This is a genomic window from Micromonospora sp. NBC_00617, from assembly GCF_045161355.1.
Classification (GTDB): domain Bacteria; phylum Actinomycetota; class Actinomycetes; order Mycobacteriales; family Micromonosporaceae; genus Micromonospora.
The window spans coordinates 6,732,807-6,748,668 of sequence record NZ_CP107751.1; the positions used below are offsets into that span (position 1 = coordinate 6,732,807).

Genomic DNA, 15,862 nt, shown 5'->3' on the forward strand with positions numbered 1-15,862 from the left:
GCCCGCTTCGCCCGAACGACCTCAGGACCCGACCCTGACCCCACCCTGAGATCCGAGCGGCCGGGATGTCGGGGGCGTCCCCGTGGTCGGCGAGCACCGCGGCGTGTGACGATCGGACTCACCGACCTCCGGACAGCCCGCCACCGTGACCAGGGAGCCTGCGATCAGCACCGTGACCCCGCCTCCGCGCCTCTACCGCGCCCCCGAGCATCGGATGGCCGCGGGCGTCGCCGCCGGTATCGCCGACCACCTCGGCATCTCGGTGCTGCGCGTGCGGGTCGCGTTCATGGTGCTGCTCGGGCTGAGCGGGCTCGGACTGCTGCTCTACGCGGCCTTCTGGGCGGTGGTGCCGCTGCGCCCCGGTGACACCGCCGTGCCGCCCCGACGCGAGGTGGCCCAGCTCCTGCCGTTCGTCGGGATCGGGCTCGGTGTCCTGCTGATCCAGGTGATGGTCTTCGACTCGGTCGGCGCGGCGGGCACCGCCGGCTGGCTGGTGGCCATCATCGCGGTCGGTGCCGGGGTCATCTGGCACCAGTCGGCGCCCGAGCGGCGACGGCGCTGGGGCGACACGATGCCGGTCCCGTGGCTCGGGGCGGTCGTCGAGGAGAGTGACCGGCGGGCCTTCGTGCTCCGGTTCATCGGCGGCGGGGTGCTGGTCGCGGTCGGCATCATCGGTGTCGCGGCGGTCTACTCGCCGGCACAGAACTTCGACGCGGTGATCAACGGGGTGATCTTCGCGCTGGTCGGGTTGGCCGGGGTCGGCGTGGTCGCCGCGCCGGTGCTCTGGCGGACGTACAGCCAGCTCCGCGCGGAGCGCGAGGGGCGCATCCGCGAGCAGGAGCGGGCCGAGCTGGCCGCGATGGTGCACGACCAGGTGCTGCACACGCTGGCGCTCATCCAGCGCAACGCCAGTGACGTCAAGACGGTGCAGCGGTTGGCCCGAGGCCAGGAGCGTTCGCTGCGCAACTGGCTCTACAAGCCCACGGCGTCACCGAGCGAGCGCTTCGCGGCCGCCCTGGAGCAGGCCGCCGCCGAGGTCGAGGACACCTTCGCGATCACGGTGGAGACCGTGGTGGTGGGCGACCGGGAGACTGACGAGAAGGTCGGCGCGCTGGTCGCCGCCGCGCGGGAGGCGCTGGTGAACGCGGCCCGGCACGCCGGTGTGCAGACCGTGTCGCTCTACGCCGAGGTGGAGCCCGATCAGGTCAGCGTCTTCGTCCGGGACCGGGGCAAGGGCTTCGATCCGGATACGGTGGAGGACCACCGGCACGGCGTACGCGGTTCGATCATCGGACGGATGAAGCGGCACGGCGGACGGGCCGAGATCCGGTCCGGCCCGGGGGAGGGGACCGAGGTCCGGTTGATCCTGCCGATCTCCCGGGACTCGTCCGCAGCGGAGAGGAACAAATGACCATGGCCGAGCAGCCGATGGAGCACCTCGACCCGGCGACCAGCCGCCCGGAACGCCTGCGGGTGTTCCTGGTGGACGACCACGCGATGTTCCGCGCCGGGGTGCGTGCCGAGCTGGGCGCCCACGTCGAGGTGGTGGGTGAGGCGAGCACGGTGGCCGAGGCGGTCACCCGGATCGCCGCCACCGGTCCGGACGTGGTGCTGCTCGATGTCCACATGCCCGACGGCGGTGGCCGCGCCGTGCTGGAGGCGATGCGGCGCAGCCATCCGCAGGTCAAGTTCCTGGCGCTGAGCGTCTCCGACGCGGCGGAGGACGTGATCGGGTTGATCCGGGCCGGCGCCCGGGGTTATGTCACCAAGACCATCTCCCCGGACGAGCTGGCCGCGGCGATCCGTCGGGTCGCCGACGGTGACGCGGTGTTCAGCCCCCGGCTCGCCGGGTTCGTGCTGGACGCCTTCGCGGCCCGGCCGGACGCCCCGGTGGCCGACCCGGAGCTGGACCAGCTCACCAACCGGGAGCGGGAGGTGCTGCGCCTGCTCGCCCGGGGGTACGCGTACAAGGAGATCGCCAAGGAGCTGTTCATTTCCATCAAGACGGTGGAGACGCACGTGTCGAACGTGCTGCGCAAGCTCCAGATGTCCAACCGCTACGAACTGTCCCGCTGGGCGGCGGACCGCCGGCTCGTGTGATCTATTCCTCCGCCCCGGCATTTCGGGCAGATGCCACGGATGCCGCTGGGTGGGGCTGACAAACGATCACCCGTCGTCCCATACTGCCCCGGTCCCGTTTCCGCGCGTGGGTGTTGGCATCCCGCGGAGGCGGCGGCTCACGCGTGCCCGCGGTCGCGGGTCACCCCTGGGGGAGAGGTACACACTCTTGATGTTGGGACAACGAGGACGACACTGGGCGCGGGTCGCGTTGGCGGCCGTCGCCGGCGGTGCGCTGGCGCTCGGCGTCGCGGGTGCCGCAGCCGCGGCTCCGGCCACCGGTGTGGCCAAGGCGGTCGAGGGCAGCCAGGTCACCCTGAAGCTCGACGGCAAGACGCGCACCACGTCTGCGCTCGCTCTGAAGATCGACGGCAAGCTGGTGCCGGCCTTCTGCATCGATTACCACACGAACGTGAAGCTCGACGGCAAGTACGAGGAGGGCAGCTGGGACGAGTCCGAGGTGCAGAACCTCGGCAAGGTCCAGTGGGTGCTCACCCACGGCTACCCGAACGCCGACTCCACCAAGCTCCTCGCCGCCGCCGGCGTGCAGACGAAGATCGGTAAGAAGCAGCTGGAGACGCTGCTCTACTTCGGCACCCAGACCGCCGTCTGGCACTTCAGCGACGGCATCGAGCTGGGCGCCTGGGAGAAGGGTCTGCTCGCCCGCGATCAGTACGCCGTGATCCAGGGCGTTCGTGACTACCTGGTCAACAGCGCCACCGACCAGCCGGAGCCGCGTGCCGAGCTGTCCGTCGACCCGGCCAGCGCCACGGCGACCGTCGGCGGCAAGGCCGGTCCGTTCACGGTGAAGGGCCCGGCGGGCGTCATCACGGTGGTGGCCACCGGCGGCACCGCCGTCGACGCCGAGGGCAAGTCGGTCACCACGACCACCAACGGCGGGCAGTTCTGGCTGGCCGCCGAGGGCGCCGGCACGGTCAACGTGACCCTGACCGCGCAGGACTCGGTCTCCTTCGGCCGGGTGTTCCTGTTCACCGGCCCGAAGAAGGCGCAGAAGCTGATCCTCGGCGGCAGCACCGGCGCCACCGTCACCACCCAGGTATCGGCCACCTTCACCGCCGTTCCCACGCCGCCGCCGGCCACCTCGACGTCGACCCCGAGCGCGTCGGCCTCGCCGGCCACCCCGTCGGCCACGCCGTCGGACTCTGCGCAGCCGGCCAGCCCGGCCCCGTCCACCTCGCCGGCGAGCAACGGTGGCGGCCTGCCGCTGACCGGTTCGCCGATCGCGGCGGCGGCGACCGCCGGTCTGCTGCTGCTCGCCGCGGGTGCGGTGGCCGTCCTTCTGGTGCGTCGTCGCAAGGTCCGCTTCACCGCCTGATCCATCCCGCCACACCACCGGCCCCGGCCCCGCCTCCAGGCGGCGCCGGGGCCGGTGTCGTCGCAGCCGCCGCGGTCGCTCCTTGATGATCAGAAAACCGTCTGCGGCACCCTCGTCCACCCAGCCGGCCATGGTGCCCGTGCAGCCGACGTCGACCTCGTCCGGACGGGCAAAGAAAGTCGAGCCCGCGACAGACGTCGGACCGGGTGGTCGTCAAGCGAAAAAGCTCACAGAAGCCGAGCCTGGGCGGGGCGCGAGCGTCCCAGCAGGTCATGTACTTCCAGGCCGGAGAGACCCACCCCGACCGTTTTATGACCATTTTTCAAGTATCGGCAACGTGGCGGGCAACTAACGGCTTGATAACGGCACCTTCACGGAAGAGGCCAGTGGGTGTCACAGTGGCAGCACCTCACCCTCGGTGTGTGGCACTCCGTACGGCCCACGACCACGACCTCCGCTGTTCCCGGCGGGTTCGTGGCTGTGTCGCCTGCGTAGGGTCGTGCCTCGTCGGGTGGGGGAGCCCGGCGGATCGGAACATCAGGGGTGTCCCAAACTTCCCTGTGGTCCCGGCGACCCCCGCCCCGGGGTGGTCGGGCGGTGTCACCCCCCAAACGTGCGTGAAACCCACGACGGAACCAGGTTAGAAAGAGGAGGCCCCTCGGAATGAGAGTCTCGAAGCGGGCGACGAGCGCGATCGCGCTCAGCGCGGCTGCCGCGCTTGTCGCGAGCGGTTGCTCGAGCGGTGACGGCGACGGCGACGCCGCCGCCAGCAAGGATGGCTCGATCGTCATCCACGGCGTCCAGCCGGAGAACCCGCTGGTTCCGTCGAACACCACGGAGACCGGCGGCGGCAAGGTCATCGACTGGCTGTGGACCGGCCTGGTCGAGTACCCCAACGACGGTGGGGCCCCGCGCAACGCGCTGGCCGAGTCCATCGACACCAAGGACTCCAAGGTCTTCACGATCAAGATCAAGAAGGGTACCAAGTTCCACGACGGTACCGAGGTGAAGGCGAAGAACTTCGTCGACGCCTGGAACTGGGCCGCGTACTCGCCGAACGGCGCGCAGAACGGCACCTTCTTCTCGGACATCGCGGGCTTCGACAAGACCTACACCGAGGACCCGGATGGCCCGGACGGCCCGAAGAAGGCCCCGGAGCCGACGGCCAAGGAGCTGTCCGGTCTGAAGGTCATCGACGAGCAGACCTTCGAGGTCACCCTCGCCGCCCCGACCGCGGTCTTCCCGACCAAGCTCGGCTACGCCGCGTTCATGCCGCTGCCGGACGCGTTCTTCACCATGAAGCCCGAGGAGTTCGGCAAGAAGCCGATCGGCAACGGCCCGGTGAAGTTCGTGTCGTGGCAGGACAACGTCCTCATCAAGCTGACTCGTTTCGACGACTACAGCCTGCGCGACAAGATGAAGATCAAGGACGTCGACGTCAAGCTGTACCAGGACGAGACGGCGGCCTACGCCGACCTGCTGGCCAACAACCTTGACTTCATGGAGGTCGTCCCCACCTCGGCGCTCGCCGGCGACAAGTGGAAGACCGACCTCGGTGACCGCGGCCTGAACACCGTCACGCCGTCGACCGCGTTCATCGCGTTCCCGATCTACGACAAGCGCTTCCAGGACCCGAAGCTGCGTCGTGCGGTCTCGCTGTCGATCAACCGGCAGGAGATCTCGGACAAGATCTTCTTCGGCACCCGCAAGCCGGCCAACAGCTGGGCGAACCCGCTGACCCCGGGCGCCAAGCCGGACAACTGCACCGCCTGCAAGTTCGACCCGACCACGGCCAAGCAGCTGCTGACCGAGGCCGGCGGCTTCACCGGCGAAATGGTCTTCTACTACAACTCGGACTCCAGCCACAAGGACTGGATGGACGCGGTTGCGCAGCAGGTCAAGACCAACCTCGGCATCGACGCGCGGGCCGAGGGCGTCCCGACCTTCGCGGTGTTCCGCCAGAACATCAACGCCCACAAGATGACCGGCCCGTACCGTGCCGCCTGGCAGCAGGACTACCCGGACGTGGAGAACTGGGTCAACCCGCTCTTCGTCAAGGGTGGCTCGTCCAACGACGGCCTGTACAGCAACCCCGAGGTCGACGCCCTGGCCAAGCAGGCCAGCGCCGCGCCGAGCCTGGAGGCTTCGCACGAGGCCTTCGCCAAGGCCGTCGAGCTGGTTGACCAGGACGTCCCGAGCATCCCGGTCTACTTCTACGGCCAGCAGTCCGGCCACTCGGAGAAGATCAAGAAGCTCGAGCTGAACAACGTCGGCGAACTCGACATCACCTCGGTCGAGCTCTGATCCGAACGGTTTGACCCCGGGTCGGGCTCGCCACAACCGGTGAGCCCGACCCGGGGCCGTTCCGCGAGTGGATGCCACAGCACTCCACTCGCCACGTTGTCACCACCGTGTCGGCCGTCCGACGCGCCCCCTGTCTGGAGGACCACCCCATGGGCCGTTATCTGTTGAGACGGCTGCTCCAACTCGTGCCCGTCTTCATCGGCTCGACCTTCCTGATCTACTGGCTCGTCTGGTCCGTCCCGGGCGATCCGTTCGCCGGCAAGTGCGGCGAGCGCCGCTGCCCGGACCAGTACATGGCGTACATGACCGAGAAGTACCACCTGGACCAGAACGTCTTCGTGCAGTACGGCAACTACATGAAGAACCTGCTCCAGGGCGACTTCGGCCAGACGTTCTCGCAGCGCGACATCGGCGACATCATCGCCACGGCGTACCCCAACACGCTCAAGCTCGCCCTGGTCGCGCTCGCCATCGAGGCCGTGATCGGCCTCGGCGCCGGCATCCTGACCGGTCTGCGCCGCAACGGCTTCCTGGACAACCTGGTCCTCGTCTCGACCCTCTTCCTGCTCGCGCTGCCGGTGTTCGTCGTCGGCTTCGTGCTGCAGTGGCTACTGGGCGTGCAGTGGCACATCATCAAGCCGACCGTCTCCTCCGAGATGCGGTGGTCTGAGCTGATCGTGCCGGGCTTCGTGCTGGGTAGCGCGTCAGTGGCGTACATCGCCCGGGTCGCGCGCACGAGCATCGCGGAGAACCGCCGCGCCGACTACGTGCGCACCGCGATCGCCAAGGGCCTGCCGATGCGGCGGGTGGTGGGTGTGCACCTGCTGCGCAACTCGCTCATCCCGGTCGTCACCCTGCTCGGCACCGACCTCGGCGCACTGATGGGCGGCGCGATCGTCACCGAGGGCATCTTCGGCATCAACGGAATCGGCCGCGAGGTCTACCGCGCGATCGTCACCAAGGAAAGCGCTACCGTGGTTGGCATCGTAGTCGTACTGGTGGTCGTCTATCTGTTGATGAACCTGTTGGTCGACCTGCTCTACGCCGCCCTGGACCCGAGGATCCGTTATGAGTGACCCGAGTACCGCTTCGATCGTCAGCACCCCGTCCGCCCAGCCGACCGAGACCCCCGCCGCCCCCGGGCCGCAGGGCAACGAGAAGCCGCGCGGCCTGCTCGGTGACGCCTGGCGGGACCTGCGCCGCAAGCCGCTATTCTGGATCTCCGCGACGATCATCGTGATCTTCCTGCTGATGGCGGCCTTCCCGCAACTGTTCGCGCAGGAAGATCCGAGCTACGGCACTTTGGAGCGCAGCCTCAACAAGGCGTCCGGTGACGCGTGGTTCGGGTACAACCTGCAGGGCCAGGACGTTTACGCCCGGGTCATCTACGGGGCGCGTGCCTCTATCGTGGTCGCCGTGCTCTCCGTGATCGGCACCCTGCTGGTCGGCGGCACCATGGGCATCATCGCGGGCTACCGCGGCGGTTGGGTGGACGCTCTGCTCAGCCGGGTCGGCGACGTCTTCTTCGGGGTTCCGTTCGTGCTGGGTGCGATCGTCATCCTGACCACGTTCAACGGCTCCGGCAGCAACAACAGCAAGGCCGAGATCATGGGCCTGGTGACGATCTCGCTGATCGTGTTGAGCTGGCCGGTCGTGATGCGCCTGATGCGCTCCTCGGTGCTCGCCACCAGGGATGCCGACTACATCATCGCGGCCCGCGCGTTGGGTGCCGGCACCGGCCGGATCATCCTCAAGCACCTGCTGCCGAACTGCCTGGCCCCGCTGCTGGTCTACGGCACGATCATGGTCGGCTCGTTCATCGGCGCCGAGGCCACCCTGTCGTTCCTGGGTGTTGGCCTGAAGTCGCCGGTGGTGTCCTGGGGCATCATGATCAGCGAGGGTAAGGATTTCATCCGGGTCGCACCGGGGCTTGTCTTCTTCCCCGCCGCGTTCCTCGTCGCCGCCGTGCTGAGCTTCGTGATGCTCGGTGAAGCGGTCCGCGAGGCCCTCGATCCGAAACTCCGCTAGGGGAGATCCAGTGTCCGACATTCTCGTGTCCGAGCAGTCCGCGCCGGGACCCGGCGGGTCCGGACGTCCCTCCGGCCGACTGCTCGAGGTCGACGATCTGCGGGTGGAGTTCCGCACCCGGGACGGCATCGCAAAGGTCATCAACGGAGTCACGTACCACGTCGACGCGGGGGAGACCCTCGCCGTGCTCGGCGAGTCCGGCTCCGGTAAGAGCGTCACGGCGCAGACCATCATGGGCATCCTCGACACGCCTCCCGGCTTCGTCACCGGCGGGCAGGTCCGCTTCCACGGCAAGGACATGCTGCGCATGTCCGACGAGGAGCGCCGTCGCCTCCGCGGCGAGGGCATCGCGATGATCTTCCAGGACGCGCTCTCCGCGCTGAACCCGGTCTTCACTGTCGGGTTCCAGATCGCCGAGCAGTTCCGGGTCCGGCGGGGCATGGGTCGCGCGGAGGCCAAGAAGCGCGCGATCGAGATGCTCGACCAGGTCAAGATCCCGAACGCCAAGGGGCGCTTCAACAACTATCCGCACCAGTTCTCCGGCGGTATGCGGCAGCGCGCGATGATCGCGATGTCGCTGGCGCTCGACCCGGAGGTGCTGATCGCGGACGAGCCGACCACCGCGCTCGACGTGACCGTGCAGGCCCAGATCATGGACCTGCTCGCGGAGCTTCAGCGTGAGCGGCAGATGGGCATGATCCTGATCACCCACGACCTCGGCGTGGTCGCCGACGTCGCGGACCGGATCGCGGTCATGTACGCGGGCCGCATCGTCGAGGAAGCCGACGTGTACGACCTGTACGCCAAGCCGGCGCACCCGTACACGCTGGGTCTGATCGACTCGATCCCGCGCCTCGACGAGAAGGGGCAGCAGCTCCGGACGATCAAGGGTCTCCCGCCGAACCTGATGAACATCCCGCCGGGCTGCCCGTTCAACCCGCGTTGCCCCATGGCTCAGCCGGTGTGCCGGGAGAAGATCCCCCCGCTGCTCCAGGTGGGCCCCGCCCGGGCCAGCGCCTGCCACTTCGCCGAGGAGCTGGTGAACCGTGTCTGAGAACATCCTCGAGGTCCGTGACCTGGTCAAGCACTACCCCGTCACTCAGGGCGTGGTGTTCAAGAAGACCGTCGGCCAGGTCAAGGCCGTCGACGGGGTCTCGTTCGGCCTGCGGGCCGGCGAGACGCTCGGCGTGGTCGGCGAGTCCGGCTGCGGCAAGTCGACCCTCGCCCGGGTTCTGATGAACCTGGAGAAGCCGACCGCCGGCAGCGTGGTCTACAAGGGTCAGGACACCTCCAAGCTCTCCGGTCCGGCGTTGCGGCGCCTGCGCCGGCAGATCCAGCTGGTCATGCAGGACCCGTACACCTCGCTGAACCCGCGGATGACGGTCGGTGACCTGCTCGGCGAGCCGTTCGAGATCCACCCCGAGGTGGCGCCGAAGGGCAGCCGCCGGGCCAAGGTCCGGGAGTTGCTCGACCTGGTCGGGCTCAACCCGGAGCACATCAACCGGTACCCGCACCAGTTCTCCGGCGGTCAGCGTCAGCGCATCGGCATCGCCCGCGCGCTCGCGCTGCGGCCCGAGATCATCGTCTGCGACGAGCCGGTCTCGGCGCTGGACGTCTCCATCCAGGCCCAGGTGATGAACCTGCTGGAGAAGCTGCAGGGCGAGCTGGGGCTCTCGTACATCTTCATCGCCCACGACCTGTCGGTGGTCCGCCACCTCTCGGACCGCGTCGCGGTGATGTACCTCGGCAAGATCGTCGAGATCGGCACCGAGGACGAGATCTACGAGCGGCCGACCCACCCGTACACTCAGGCGCTGCTCTCGGCGGTGCCGGTGCCGGACCCGACCCAGCGGAACAACAAGACGATCATCCGGCTCACGGGTGACGTGCCGTCGCCGATCAGCCCGCCCTCGGGCTGCCGGTTCCGGACCCGCTGCTGGAAGGCGCAGGAGGTCTGCGCCGAGCAGGTCCCGCTGCTGGAGATCCGGCGCGACTCGGACCACCCGAGCGCCTGCCACTTCGCGGAGCGGCGCGAGATCGTCGCCACCCACGAGGTGTGAGTCACCGGAACCGCCTGCCGACGTCACCACGACGACGGCAGGCGGTTTCGTCTGTCCGGGGCCCGCTGAGCGGGCCGACACGCTCCCGAACCGCCGGTCGACTCCGACCCCACCGGCGGCCCGCCGAGGCGCCTCAGAGCGGCCCGCGGCCCGCGCGCAGCAGCAGCAGCGCCAGTTGGGTGCCGTCGGCGCCGAGCGCGAGCCGGAAGCGCTCCAGGATGTCCCGTTCGCGGGAGAGCACCAGGCGGGTGCCACCGGAGGCCATCCGGGTCGCCCCGACCTCCTGCGACAGCGCGGCCCGCTCCTGCCAGAGCGCGATCAACGCCTGGTCGATCTCGTCGATCCGTTCTCTGATCTGCACGATCCGCGCAGCGGCGGTCGGCTCCACGGTGCCGGTCCGTGCCTCGGACGGGTCGCCGCTGCGCACCGAAGGCACCACCTCCGGCACGCTCCCGCTCGGCGAGGGCTGTCCCGTCCCCGGCCCGGCCGGGCCACCGTTCTGCTCCACCACGTCTGTCATCATCGGGTACCTCTCGTGCTGTGGTGCCCGGTGCCCGGAACCCGGGACGGAAAAAGCCCCGGACTCCAGGAGCCCGGGGCTTTTCGCAGGTCTGTCGATCAGGCGCGACCTACGGCAGCCGGACTCCCGGTGCCGTAGTAAAAGTAGTAGCGCGCAGCGATCACGCCGTCGAGTATGCCCACGCCGGTGGCCGGCGCGCAAGGATTCCGGCGCAAAGGGCGGCCCGCTCGTGTGCTTCCGGCACCGGCACGGCGGCCCGGCCTGGCGGACGGCGCGGTCGGGAAGTGTCCGGCTGGCGGCATAGACTTGGCACGCGATGCATCCTCTCTTCGACATTCCCGCGTCCCCGCCCGCGCCGGAGTCCGCGCCGGCCCGTCCGCACCGGCCCGGGTCGGCCCCCGTCCGCCTCGATCCGCAGCAGCTCCTCGCCGGGCTGAACGGGCCGCAGCGCGACGCCGTCAGCCACGCCGGTTCCCCGTTGCTGATCGTGGCCGGCGCGGGGTCCGGCAAGACCCGGGTGCTCACCCACCGGATCGCCTACCTGCTCGCCGCACGGGACGTGCATCCCGGTGAGATCATCGCCATCACCTTCACCAACAAGGCGGCCGGCGAGATGAAGGAGCGGGTCGCCGCTCTGGTCGGCCCACGGGCCCGACTGATGTGGGTGTCGACGTTCCACTCGGCGTGCGTCCGCATCCTGCGCGCCGAACACGAGCACGCCGGCCTCAAATCGACGTTCTCGATCTACGACGCGGACGACTCCCGTCGCCTGATGCAGCTGGTCACCCGCGAGCTGGATCTCGACCCGAAGCGCTACCCGGCGCGTGGTCTGGCCGCCCAGGTCTCCAACCTCAAGAACGAGCTGGTCGACCCGGAGCAGTTCGCCGCGCGGGCCAGCGGGCCCAACGAGCGGGCGCTCGCCGAGGCGTACACGCTGTACCAGCGCCGGCTGCGCGAGGCGCACGCGCTGGACTTCGACGACCTGATCATGACGACGGTGCACCTGCTCCAGTCCCACCCGCACGTCGCGGAGAGCTACCGGCGGCGGTTCCGGCACGTGCTTGTCGACGAATACCAGGACACCAACCACGCCCAGTACGTCCTGATCAAGGAGCTGGTCTCCGGCACCGACGGGCTGGAGCCGGCCGAGCTGTGCGTGGTCGGTGACGCCGACCAGTCGATCTACGCGTTCCGGGGCGCGACGATCCGCAACATCCTGGAGTTCGAGCGGGACTTCACCGACGCGCGGACGATCCTGCTGGAGCAGAACTACCGCTCCACCCAGACCATCCTCAACGCGGCCAACGCGGTGATCGACCGGAACACCTCCCGCAAGCCGAAGCGGCTGTGGAGCGAGGCCGGTGACGGCGAGCGGATCGTCGGCTATGTGGCCGACACCGAGCACGCCGAGGCGGACTGGGTGGGCCGGGAGATCGACCGGCTGGTCGACGCCGACGAGACACGCCCCGGTGACGTCGCGGTCTTCTACCGCACCAACGCCCAGTCCCGCGTCTTCGAGGAGGTGTTCATCCGCGCCGGCCTGCCGTACAAGGTGGTCGGCGGGGTGCGCTTCTACGAGCGCAAGGAGGTCCGCGACGCTCTCGCGTACCTGCGCTCGGTGGTCAACGACGACGACACGGTGAGCCTGCGGCGGGTGCTGAACACCCCCCGCCGGGGAATCGGCGACCGCGCGGAGGCGTGCGTCGAGGCACTGTCCAGCCGTGATCGGATCTCCTTCGGCGCGGCGCTGCGCCGGGCCCGGGAGGCGCCCGGCATCTCCACCCGGGCGGCCAACGGCATCGCCGACTTCGTGGCGCTGCTCGACGGCGCGCGCGAGCTGGCCGAGACCGGCACTCCGGAGGAGGTGCTGGAGGCCCTGCTGACCCGCTCGGGTTACCTCACCGAGCTGGAGGAGAGCCTGGACCCGCAGGACGCGGGCCGGGTGGACAACCTCCAGGAACTGGTCAGCGTCGCCCGGGAGTACACCGAGCGGATCGAGGCGACCGGCGCCGACGGGGACCGGGCCACCCTGGCGGGCTTCCTGGAGCAGGTCGCGCTGGTGGCCGACGCCGACCAGATCCCCTCCGACGACCCCGATCACCAGGGCGTCGTCACCCTCATGACGCTGCACACCGCCAAGGGCCTGGAGTTCCCGGTGGTCTTCCTGACCGGGCTAGAGGACGGCGTGTTCCCGCACCTGCGCTCGCTGGGCGACACCCGCGAGCTGGAGGAGGAGCGCCGACTGGCGTACGTGGGCATCACCCGCGCCCGACAGCGGCTCTACCTCTCCCGGGCGGTGACCCGCTCGGCCTGGGGGCAGCCGTCCTACAACCCGCCGTCGCGGTTCCTCGAGGAGCTGCCACCGGAGCTGGTGCGCTGGGAGCGCACCGAGGGGTCGTACACCTCGTGGGCCGGCGGGGGCGGCGGCGTCGGCGGCCGTGCCGACCGTGCGCCCGGCGGTCGGGGCACCTTCACCGGCGGCACCCCGAAGGCGGCGCAGCTGGCCCAGCGGCTCGGCGTGGACGGCAGCCGCCTCACCACGGCCAGCGAGTTGCCGCAGGGGCCGAAGGTGGCCGCCGGCGACCGGGTCAACCACCAGCGCTACGGGCTGGGGCGCGTGCTCGCCGTGGAGGGGCACGGCCCGGGCGCCCGCGCGCAGATCGACTTCGGCGACCAGACCATGTGGCTGGTCCTGCGACACGCCCCGGTCGACAAGCTCTGACCCACCGCGCCGCTACTGCGCCGATCTTGCAGTTCCGGTCGTCAACATGGGTGGTATGCCCTTTGTGTCGGGACAGCAAGTGCAAGATCGGCGCAGTAGGGCTGGATCAGCAGCCCAGGTCGACGCCGTGCGCGCGCATGAACGGCGCGGGGTCGATCTGGTTCCACATGCCCTGGTGCACCTCGAAGTGCAGGTGCGGGCCCGTGGAGTCGCCCGTGGCGCCCTCGTAGCCGATGACCTGGCCGGCCTTGACCGCCTGCCCGACGGTGACCGCGATGCGGCTCTGGTGGGCGTAGTGGGTCAGGTAGCCGTTGCCGTGGTCGATGAAGACGGAGTTGCCGTACCCGTCCGCGGCGTCGCCGGCCTGGGTGACTGTGCCGGCGGCCGCAGCGCGGATGGGGGTCCCCGAGGGCAGCGCCAGGTCGATCCCGGCGTGCAGGGTGCCCCAGCGCGGGCCGTAGCAGGAGGTGACCGAGGCGCCCGGCATCGGGTCGACCCAGGCGGCCGTCGGCCTGGTGGTCTTCTTCGGCTTCGGCTTCGGCTTGGCGGTGGCCGTCTTCGTCGGTGTCGGGCTGGCGCTGGCCGTCGACGGGCTCACGGTCGGGCTGGCCGACGCCGACGCCGGCGCGCTCGACTCACGGGCCGAGCGGTCGGCCCGGCTGGCGGCCTCGGCGCGGGACTGGGCGTCGAGCGAGACGGCGGTGGACGCCGGCCGGTCGGGGCCGGAGGTGGCGACGGCGACCCCGCCCAGGCCGAGGGCGACCAGCGCGACCGCGCCGACCACGATGAGGCGGTTCCGCCGGCGGGCACGTCGCGGCTGCTCGACGGTGGTGTCGGGGGTGTTCTCGTTCTGGACGGGGCTGTCTTCCTGCACGGCGGACCTTCACAGTCGAGGGGCACTTGACCTCGAAATACTGGTGTCGGGCCGAGCGGGACGACCGTCCGGGACCGCGCGTCCGAACCGGGGGCGGCAGGCCGGCTGACCTGGTATGCGCCGGTCTGAAGCGGTCCGTCCGGAAAAGTGATCATGCCGTGCCGTGCGGTCGGTCACAGTCCGTCCTGTGATCCAGCAGACATCAGTCGCGGGCCGAGCCGAAAAAACCGCCCGGATCAGCAGATCCGGGCGGTCAACGGGCAGTACCCAGCGTCAGGAACCCGCTACCTCGCTGTAGATTGCCTCGACTTGCAGCTTGATGTCCACTCCGCGCTCCTGCAGGTACGGAACGGGGTCGATCGGCGCGCCCTTGACATGCAGCTCAAGGTGCAGGTGGGTGCCGTAGGCGTGGCCGGTCTGGCCCACCAGGCCAAGCTGGTCGCCCGCCTTGACCTGCTGACCCTCCTTGACGCTGAGCGCGGAGGAGTGACCGTAGATGGCCTCGCTGCCGTCGGCGTGCTGGACGATCACCGCGTAGCCGTAGCCGCCGAACCAGCCGGCCTTGGTGACCAGACCGTCGTGGACCGCCACGTACGGGGTGCCCTCGGGGACGACCAGATCGACCCCGGTGTGCAGCTTGCCCCACCGCATGCCGTACGGGGAGTTGAAGTCGTAGCCCTGCAGCGGCAGCATCCAGACCTCGGGCTCGACCGCTTCCTTCGTGCGGCTGTCCCGGGAGGCGCGCTCGGCGTTGTCCGCACGGGCCGCGACGTCCTGGCTGGTGATCGACGCCTGCTTGAGCTCGTCGAGCACGGTCGGGCTGACGTCCTTGGCGTCGGGCAGGGCCGACGCGCCCAGCGCGACGATGCCCGCGCCGACGAAGGCGGTGGTGACGACGGCCGCGTAACGGCTGCGCGGGGGGGTGGGTACGCGGCGGCGACCGCGATATCGATCGGGCTCAGACGACAGGCGCTGGCGCACGCACACCCTCCGTTGTCGGGGTTCCGAAGCGGTCGGTGGGACGTCCGTGAAGCTCAAATGAACGTCTGCCGACCGCGTCGTCACCCGTCCATGGACCTGATGACAACCGTGGACACGTTAGCCAACCACCAGGCGACCCACAAGCCAGAGCGCCGAATTGGCGTGTCGATCTGTCCGTTTGCGTCAGAGATTGTCATGCATCGTGCCGTCGAACGGTGCCCCCGTAACCATCCGTTCGTCGCCGAGCGTGACCGATTCGGCGGAGTCGTCCGGCTTGACGCCGGGGCCCCGGTGCGGCGGCCTCGATCGACGGTGCCGACGGCCGTGTCCGGGCGCGGCAGAAATGTTGGACGTGTTTCCAGCCCGGATTTCCCGGCCCCGGCCGGGCGAGTTACCGTTCGTTCAGGTGAAGGCCGTGGAGCCGGTGAAAGGTGTGCGCTGATGAGCTCTCGTATTCGGGTCGTCGTCGCGAAGCCAGGTCTGGACGGCCACGACCGTGGCGCGAAGGTCGTCGCCCGTGCCCTGCGCGACGCGGGGATGGAGGTCGTCTACACCGGCCTGCACCAGACGCCCGAACAGATCGTGGAGACGGCCATCCAGGAGGACGCCGACGCCGTCGGTCTCTCCGTACTCTCCGGCGCGCACATGACGCTCTTTCGTCGGGTGCTGGAGCTGTTGGCCGAGCGCGACGCCCGGGACATCGTCGTGTTCGGTGGCGGCATCATTCCCAACGGCGACATCCCCGAGCTGGAGAAGCTGGGCGTCGCGAAGATCTTCACGCCGGGCGCCACCACGCAGGCGATCGTCGAGTGGGTCCGGCAGAACGTCGCGCAGCCGGTCGCCTGAGACCCGGTCCGCTGCGCCGAGCCGGCCACGCCGGTCCGCTGCGCCGACCGAATCTGGGCACGGGGGAGGGGCC

General features: G+C 69.7%; 13 protein-coding genes. 10 read left to right on the plus strand and 3 right to left on the minus strand.

The window, feature by feature from the left end; translation table 11 throughout:
- Window positions 1-145: 145 nt before the first annotated feature.
- The 8 genes from OG505_RS31305 to OG505_RS31340 all read left to right on the plus strand — a co-directional run bounded on the left by OG505_RS31305 (window position 146) and on the right by OG505_RS31340 (window position 9,846).
- Window positions 146-1,411 carry a PspC domain-containing protein gene (locus OG505_RS31305; protein WP_405429551.1) on the plus strand — a complete coding sequence of 422 codons (1,266 nt, stop codon included), beginning with the start codon at window positions 146-148 and terminating at the stop codon, window positions 1,409-1,411.
- A 2-nt stretch (window positions 1,412-1,413) separates the two neighbouring features.
- A complete protein-coding gene (locus OG505_RS31310) occupies window positions 1,414-2,100 on the plus strand; it encodes a response regulator transcription factor (RefSeq protein WP_039906898.1) in 687 nt (228 codons plus the stop codon).
- Window positions 2,101-2,290: 190 nt separating this feature from the next.
- Window positions 2,291-3,454 (plus strand): thioester domain-containing protein, encoded by a 1,164-nt coding sequence (locus tag OG505_RS31315; RefSeq protein ID WP_405429552.1) that lies wholly within the window; start codon window positions 2,291-2,293, stop codon window positions 3,452-3,454.
- Between the two features lie 663 nt (window positions 3,455-4,117).
- Window positions 4,118-5,758, plus strand: a complete 1,641-nt coding sequence (locus OG505_RS31320; protein ID WP_405429553.1) for an ABC transporter substrate-binding protein — start codon at window positions 4,118-4,120, stop codon at window positions 5,756-5,758.
- Between the two features lie 149 nt (window positions 5,759-5,907).
- Entirely contained in the window at window positions 5,908-6,834 is a 927-nt protein-coding gene (locus OG505_RS31325; RefSeq protein WP_405429554.1) for an ABC transporter permease, read from the plus strand.
- On the plus strand, window positions 6,827-7,786 hold the full coding sequence (locus OG505_RS31330) for an ABC transporter permease (protein ID WP_405429555.1): 960 nt from the start codon (window positions 6,827-6,829) through the stop codon (window positions 7,784-7,786). Before OG505_RS31325 ends, OG505_RS31330 begins: the two co-directional genes overlap by 8 nt.
- A 25-nt stretch (window positions 7,787-7,811) precedes the next feature.
- The gene (locus tag OG505_RS31335; protein WP_405434829.1) at window positions 7,812-8,840 is read left to right on the plus strand and encodes an ABC transporter ATP-binding protein; all 1,029 of its coding nucleotides are present in this window, start codon (window positions 7,812-7,814) and stop codon (window positions 8,838-8,840) included.
- Window positions 8,833-9,846, plus strand: a complete 1,014-nt coding sequence (locus OG505_RS31340) for an ABC transporter ATP-binding protein (RefSeq protein ID WP_405429556.1) — start codon at window positions 8,833-8,835, stop codon at window positions 9,844-9,846. Before OG505_RS31335 ends, OG505_RS31340 begins: the two co-directional genes overlap by 8 nt.
- A 133-nt stretch (window positions 9,847-9,979) precedes the next feature.
- On the opposite strand, the gene OG505_RS31345 is transcribed toward OG505_RS31340, so the two are convergent.
- The gene (locus OG505_RS31345; protein WP_405429557.1) at window positions 9,980-10,369 is read right to left on the minus strand and encodes a chorismate mutase; all 390 of its coding nucleotides are present in this window, start codon (window positions 10,367-10,369) and stop codon (window positions 9,980-9,982) included.
- A 313-nt stretch (window positions 10,370-10,682) separates the two neighbouring features.
- Between OG505_RS31345 and pcrA the strand changes: the two genes are divergently transcribed.
- Entirely contained in the window at window positions 10,683-13,088 is a 2,406-nt protein-coding gene (gene pcrA, locus OG505_RS31350) for a DNA helicase PcrA (RefSeq protein ID WP_405429558.1), read from the plus strand.
- A 106-nt stretch (window positions 13,089-13,194) separates the two neighbouring features.
- Here the strand turns inward: pcrA and OG505_RS31355 are convergent, their stop codons facing one another.
- Window positions 13,195-13,962 carry a M23 family metallopeptidase gene (locus tag OG505_RS31355; RefSeq protein ID WP_405429559.1) on the minus strand — a complete coding sequence of 256 codons (768 nt, stop codon included), beginning with the start codon at window positions 13,960-13,962 and terminating at the stop codon, window positions 13,195-13,197.
- Window positions 13,963-14,235: 273 nt separating this feature from the next.
- On the minus strand, window positions 14,236-14,943 hold the full coding sequence (locus OG505_RS31360) for a M23 family metallopeptidase (protein ID WP_405429560.1): 708 nt from the start codon (window positions 14,941-14,943) through the stop codon (window positions 14,236-14,238).
- A gap of 441 nt (window positions 14,944-15,384) precedes the next feature.
- Here OG505_RS31360 and OG505_RS31365 point away from each other — a divergent pair, with 441 nt between their 5' ends.
- Window positions 15,385-15,789, plus strand: a complete 405-nt coding sequence (locus OG505_RS31365) for a cobalamin B12-binding domain-containing protein (protein WP_393052800.1) — start codon at window positions 15,385-15,387, stop codon at window positions 15,787-15,789.
- Window positions 15,790-15,862 lie beyond the last annotated feature (73 nt).

What these genes read in the sequence shown, in the direction of transcription:
- OG505_RS31310 (WP_039906898.1), top strand. Translation starts at nt 1,414, where the DNA reads ATGGCCGAGCAGCCGATGGAGCACCTCGACCCGGCGACCAGCCGCCCG.
- OG505_RS31315 (WP_405429552.1), top strand. Translation starts at nt 2,291, where the DNA reads ATGTTGGGACAACGAGGACGACACTGGGCGCGGGTCGCGTTGGCGGCC.
- OG505_RS31320 (WP_405429553.1), top strand. Translation starts at nt 4,118, where the DNA reads ATGAGAGTCTCGAAGCGGGCGACGAGCGCGATCGCGCTCAGCGCGGCT.
- OG505_RS31325 (WP_405429554.1), top strand. Translation starts at nt 5,908, where the DNA reads ATGGGCCGTTATCTGTTGAGACGGCTGCTCCAACTCGTGCCCGTCTTC.
- OG505_RS31330 (WP_405429555.1), top strand. Translation starts at nt 6,827, where the DNA reads ATGAGTGACCCGAGTACCGCTTCGATCGTCAGCACCCCGTCCGCCCAG.
- OG505_RS31345 (WP_405429557.1), bottom strand. Translation starts at nt 10,369, where the DNA reads ATGATGACAGACGTGGTGGAGCAGAACGGTGGCCCGGCCGGGCCGGGG.
- pcrA (WP_405429558.1), top strand. Translation starts at nt 10,683, where the DNA reads ATGCATCCTCTCTTCGACATTCCCGCGTCCCCGCCCGCGCCGGAGTCC.
- OG505_RS31365 (WP_393052800.1), top strand. Translation starts at nt 15,385, where the DNA reads ATGAGCTCTCGTATTCGGGTCGTCGTCGCGAAGCCAGGTCTGGACGGC.